The 4,902-nt window shown below is 64.1% G+C and carries 5 protein-coding genes and 1 pseudogene; 2 read left to right on the top strand and 4 right to left on the bottom strand.

Annotation, left to right across the window (positions count from 1 at the left end; all coding sequences use genetic code 11):
- Together ACY693_RS14955 and ACY693_RS14950 are read right to left on the bottom strand one after the other, a co-directional pair.
- Nucleotides 1-230: pseudogene (locus ACY693_RS14955) on the bottom strand (hypothetical protein); the annotation flags it as partial.
- 200 nt (nt 231-430) lie between these two features.
- Nucleotides 431-1,792, bottom strand: a complete 1,362-nt coding sequence (locus tag ACY693_RS14950) for an IS1380 family transposase (RefSeq protein ID WP_462322612.1) — start codon at nt 1,790-1,792, stop codon at nt 431-433.
- A 427-nt stretch (nt 1,793-2,219) separates the two neighbouring features.
- Here ACY693_RS14950 and ACY693_RS14945 point away from each other — a divergent pair, with 427 nt between their 5' ends.
- Together ACY693_RS14945 and nagZ are read left to right on the top strand one after the other, a co-directional pair.
- Entirely contained in the window at nt 2,220-2,978 is a 759-nt protein-coding gene (locus tag ACY693_RS14945) for an ATP-binding protein (protein ID WP_462322611.1), read from the top strand.
- A 128-nt stretch (nt 2,979-3,106) separates the two neighbouring features.
- Nucleotides 3,107-4,225 carry a beta-N-acetylhexosaminidase gene (nagZ, locus tag ACY693_RS14940; protein WP_462322610.1) on the top strand — a complete coding sequence of 373 codons (1,119 nt, stop codon included), beginning with the start codon at nt 3,107-3,109 and terminating at the stop codon, nt 4,223-4,225.
- A gap of 113 nt (nt 4,226-4,338) precedes the next feature.
- Here the strand turns inward: nagZ and ACY693_RS14935 are convergent, their stop codons facing one another.
- On the bottom strand, nt 4,339-4,551 hold the full coding sequence (locus ACY693_RS14935) for a hypothetical protein (RefSeq protein WP_462322609.1): 213 nt from the start codon (nt 4,549-4,551) through the stop codon (nt 4,339-4,341).
- A gap of 1 nt (nt 4,552) precedes the next feature.
- A partial coding sequence (locus ACY693_RS14930) for a JAB domain-containing protein (RefSeq protein ID WP_462322608.1) occupies nt 4,553-4,902 on the bottom strand: 350 nt, incomplete at its 5' end.

Here is a 4,902-nt window from a genome sequence, read left to right as displayed (position 1 = left end):
AACCAGTAAGACCGGAATTGACGGTTGCGCAGCAGAAACAAGAGGTCGAAGGGGTTATAGACGGCTTCACCGGTCCAGTTGTAACCGTTGTACCAGTCTCTGATTTGCTGACGATCAAGCCCTTCGAGTGCCGGGGCGAACACTGCGTCGAGATCGGCTTCGGTATAACCGCAGAGTGCTGAGTAGTCCGTGAATCCGTGAGCTGAATGACCAAAATTGGCATTTTTCATCGAATCGCATGCGCTCCGGTCAGAAACTGATCAGGATGAATGACGACAGCATCAGAATTCGGCATCATTCCGTCGAATGGCACTGCGCAGGCGCCCTTGTTAGTGGCTGCGGAGCGAAGTGCGCTGCGTTGGCGCGCCCACCTTCCTCGAATCGCTTCGCTCACCCCCGGCGTTCGTGCCAAAACCTGGCTGCGCGCGTTTTACGTTACCGCCAACTGCCGATAAAGCCGCCGATAGATCGCCACGGCCGGGCAGTGCACGCCAAAGACGAGTTTCAAGCGCCGGCCAGTGCGCACCAAGCGTGCCGCCAGGTACACCAACTCCTGCATCACCGTGCGCAAACGCCGGCGTTTCGCCTTGTGCCGCGGCGGAGCATCGGCACCGAGCAGCCCCTGCTGGCCGAGCCAGCGCAGCAGGTTATAGGCCAGCTGGGCACAGGTCAGCACCAGGGCATTGGTGGCGAACTTTCCCGAGGGGAAACGCTCGAGGTCCAGGTCGGTCTTGAATTCGCTGTGGAACTGCTCGCTGGTACCGTGATCGGCATAGAGGCGAATGATCGTCGCCTCATCGTGCCACAGGCTCGTCCACCAGCCCTCGAGCGTCAGTTCTGGGACCAGCAGGGCTTGGCCGTGTTTGTCGATGGTGCGCTCGGTGAGCCGCATCACCCGGCGCAGACTGTACTCGTACTCGCTATCGACCCGGTCCTCGACGACGCTGAACAGCGCCACGCGCTTACCCGCACGTGGCGTGCTCCACTGCGCCGCCGCCTCATCGCGCTCGGCATCGGCCAGCCAGTCCTCGGCGCGCTCTTTGCGCGGATTCCACTTGATCAGATAGTGGGCCTTGGCCGCCTCGGGATGGTGCTCGTTGTGCGTGAGGACCACGGCGATGTTCTCCAGCGCATCGTTGCCGCTGTCCAGGCGCAGCAGCAATCCCTGATGGCTCGGCATCAAGCGTCGGGCGCGCTCCAGCACCCGGTCGAGCAACGCTGGGGTGTCTTTCTGGCAATGCTGGCGGCCTTCGCGCAGCTCGACCTCCAGACACCAGCCCTCCTGGCCCAGATAGGCCAGCATCGGCGCGTAGCCATCGCAGCCTTTGTAGGTGCGCGACACACCCTCTTTGTGGGTACGAGCGTTATCGAAGGGGCTGACGTCACAGTCCAGTGGGACCAAGTCGTTGGCCAGCGCGGTGATCGGGGCGCGCACCCGGCGCAAGAAGTCCTCCGAGGCCTGATCGACGACGTCGCGAAAGGCCACGGCGTGCTCATCCAGGCGCTGGCGCAGTGTCGCCTCCGAGGGCACGTCGCGCACACCCAGCGCCTCGTAGAAGAACTCGTCGTCGCGAAACGCGGTGATCGCCTCAAAATCGCTCTTGCCCAAGCATTGCAGGGCGATATAGCTGCTGAGAATATCGCGATGCTGGACCGCGTTCGGGCGCAATGCGCTGACTCTGGTCGCGGCCGTCGCCAAGTCGGTCTGGTGATTGAGCGCCCGACCAATGAGCCCAAGGCCGGCCTGCGAGGTCAGCTCGGCGGCGGATTGTTCGATGATGAATTGGCGCATGGGATCACCTGGTGGGTGAGGTGGGAAACACGCCTATAATACCAATATCCTTATGATTTATCGAGCTTTTTCTTATTATTGGGCTTATTCTTTTCACGGAACCAGGTTAGTTTCTGTTGTTGTTGACGTTGATGGGATTCCCGCGCGTTGAGCATGACCGCATCGATGCGCTCGGTGGCCGTCGATGCATCGGTTGCATCGCCATCTGCGTTGCGATGACCGCTGCCATTGATCGACTAGGCAACGGATGAAAACCCGGTTATAGTGATCGCTACCGTGAATGGCGAGCGGTCGATGAGTCGGGCGCAATGCGCAATGAATGCGCTCAACCCTGCCGCGCGAATGGAATGAGGACCAAGCGCCGAGAACGGATCATCAGCCCGGGACCACAACCGCCATTGCCCACCCCAGCCGTAGAGGTCAGCTCATGGACAAATGCTCCCCGATCTCGCGCCAAGCCGCGCAGCCGACTGGCCTTCGGCTTGTGGGTTTGCGGGCTGGATCACGCCCGGATGACCCCCTGCTGTCCGCCGAAGATCTCGCCGAGCGGGGTCGGCAGGAAGTGCGCAGCCTCCTGGCCACGCGGCGCAAGGCCCTCGAGCGGCAATGGCAGCGACAGCTGGCCGCGAGCGGCATCCCTGAGCGTTTTCGCAGCAAAGGCTTCGCCGACTATCAGGCCGACATCGCCGAGCAGCTGCTGGCCCGCTCGATCTGCCAGGATTATGCCTGCGCCCTCAGCGCTGGCCAACGACCCGGCGAAACGCTGCTGCTCCTCGGCGGCCCAGGCACCGGCAAGACCCACCTGGCCTGCGCCATCCTCGCGACCCTGGTGCGTGCCGGACAGCGCGGCTGGTATGTCTCGCTGCCCAGCGCACTGCGCAGCCTGCGCGACGCCAGCGCATCTCGATCCCAGGGCTCCGAGGCCGATGCCTTCGCGCAGCTCAGCGCGCCCGACCTGCTGGTGCTCGACGATCTGATCGATGCTCCGCAGGACGATCATCGCGGTGTGCTGTTCGAGGTGCTGGATGCCCGCTACGCCCAGCAACGCGCCACGATCCTCATCGGTGACCTGCCGGCGTCGAGGCTGGAACACGCACTCGGCCCACGGGTCATCGAGCGGTTCCACGAAGCGGGAACGCACCAGGTCTCTTTCACCTGGCCCAGTCATCGCCGCCGCGCAGGCTAAGCGCAACCTCGACGAGTCTCCGAGCCTCAAGTCAAATCCGGCTACGCCCACCGGATCAGGCCCTAACGCTCCGCGATCGATGACCCCCAGCCCAGGTACGGATCATCACCGTCTGTCATGCTTGCTCCATGCACACGCGCCGACAGTTCCTCCAAGCCGCGCTTGGCCTCACCGCCACCGCGCCCTGGCGATCCCTGCAGGCGCAAGACCTGCCCTGGTGGCGCTGGCCGCTCGAGCAGCGCCTGGCGCAACTGCTCATGGTCGGGTTTCGTGGCACCGACCTCAGCGCGGACGACCCCATCGTGCGCGATCTGCTGGTGCACCGCATTGGCGGGGTCGTGCTGTTCGATCGCGATGGCCGCAACATCCGCTCACCGCAGCAACTGCGCGCCCTGACCCGAACCCTTTCGGCACTCAGCCCAACACCGCTGCTCATCGGTGTCGATCAGGAAGGAGGGCGTGTCGCGCGCCTGAAACCACGTGATGGCTTTCCAGCGACGGTCTCGGCACAGACGCTCGGCCAGCTCGATGATCCAGCGCAGACCGAGCGCGCGGCCGACGCCATCGCGCAGACGCTGGCAGACAACGGCCTGAACCTCAACTTCGCCCCCGTGGTCGATCTCAACAGTCGGCCGGATAACCCGATCATCGGTCGCCTCGAGCGCAGCTTCTCGGCCGATCCGCACCAGGTCGTGCAGCACGCGGCCGCCGTTGTCAGGGCGCAGCAGCGCCGGGGCATTCTCAGCACCCTCAAGCATTTCCCCGGTCATGGCAGCGCCTGGGCCGATTCGCATACCGAGGTCGTCGATGTCACCGACACCTGGTCGGCACAGGAACTCATCCCCTATGCCCACCTGATCCAGGCCGGCTATCGCGACCTGATCATGAGCGCCCACATCCGCAACGCACGCCTCGATCCCCGGCGTCCCGCCACGCTCTCCCGACCAATCCTCACTGGCCTGCTGCGCGAGCGGCTCGGCTTTCGCGGTGTCGTGATCAGCGACGATCTGCAGATGGACGCCATCGCCCAGCACCACAGCCCCAGCGAGGCCCTGGTCTGCGCCCTCAACGCCGGTGTCGATCTCCTGCTCATCGCCAACCATCGGCCCTACGACCCGGATCGGGTGCCGAAGACGCTCGTCATCCTGCGCCAGGCGATCACGGACGGGCGGCTGCGTCTCTCCCGAGTCAACGCCGCTTGTGCCCGTGTCATGGCCCTGAAAGCCCGCTATCGCTGGTCGGTATGAGACAAGGCGATCGACACAAGAACAGGCCACTCCGACAACGTCGGGGTGGTCTGTGTACAGACGCTCAGGGCTGACAGCACCCCACAGGTGCCGTCAGCCGGTTCAAGAGGACCTCAGCGTTCGTGCCCGCGCTCGATAGCCTCGAGTCCGCAGGGACCCAGCCGCCACTGGCGGTCTTCGTCGGCATCCTGATCGCACAACAGCGCGGTGCGCTGCTGCGGGTCCAGGGCGATCAGGCTGAGGGCACTGTCATTGGTCCACTCGATGCCGATCAGAAACCCCTGCAGGCGCTCGAGGGACTCAGACACCACCGTGATCTGGGCCATCTCAGAGCAACCCCTGCTGCGCCATGGAGCAGCCACCCTCCCGCCCCACCACCAGGTGATCGAGCAGGCGGATCTCGAAGAGATCGAGACACTCACGCAGACGCTTGGTGATGGCGATATCCGCACCGCTCGGCGTTGGATCACCGCTGGGATGGTTATGGACCATGACACAGGCGGCGGCATTGAGGGACAAGGCCATCTGGGCCACCACGCGCGGATGCACGCTGCAGCCGTCGATCGTCCCCTGGAACAGATCACGGATCTCGATAATGCGGTGTCGGGCGTCAAGAAAGGCACAGACAAAGCACTCACGCGGTTCGTGCGCAAGCTGCAGCGCGAGCGGATCTCCCG

The sequence above is a fragment of the Halochromatium sp. genome, from assembly GCF_054919635.1.
Note: the sequence above shows the minus strand (reverse complement) of the source record. Positions and strands in the feature narration are given on the sequence as shown.

What these genes read in the sequence shown, in the direction of transcription:
- nagZ (WP_462322610.1), top strand. Translation starts at nt 3,107, where the DNA reads ATGCACACGCGCCGACAGTTCCTCCAAGCCGCGCTTGGCCTCACCGCC.
- ACY693_RS14945 (WP_462322611.1), top strand. Translation starts at nt 2,220, where the DNA reads ATGGACAAATGCTCCCCGATCTCGCGCCAAGCCGCGCAGCCGACTGGC.
- ACY693_RS14935 (WP_462322609.1), bottom strand. Translation starts at nt 4,551, where the DNA reads ATGGCCCAGATCACGGTGGTGTCTGAGTCCCTCGAGCGCCTGCAGGGG.
- ACY693_RS14950 (WP_462322612.1), bottom strand. Translation starts at nt 1,792, where the DNA reads ATGCGCCAATTCATCATCGAACAATCCGCCGCCGAGCTGACCTCGCAG.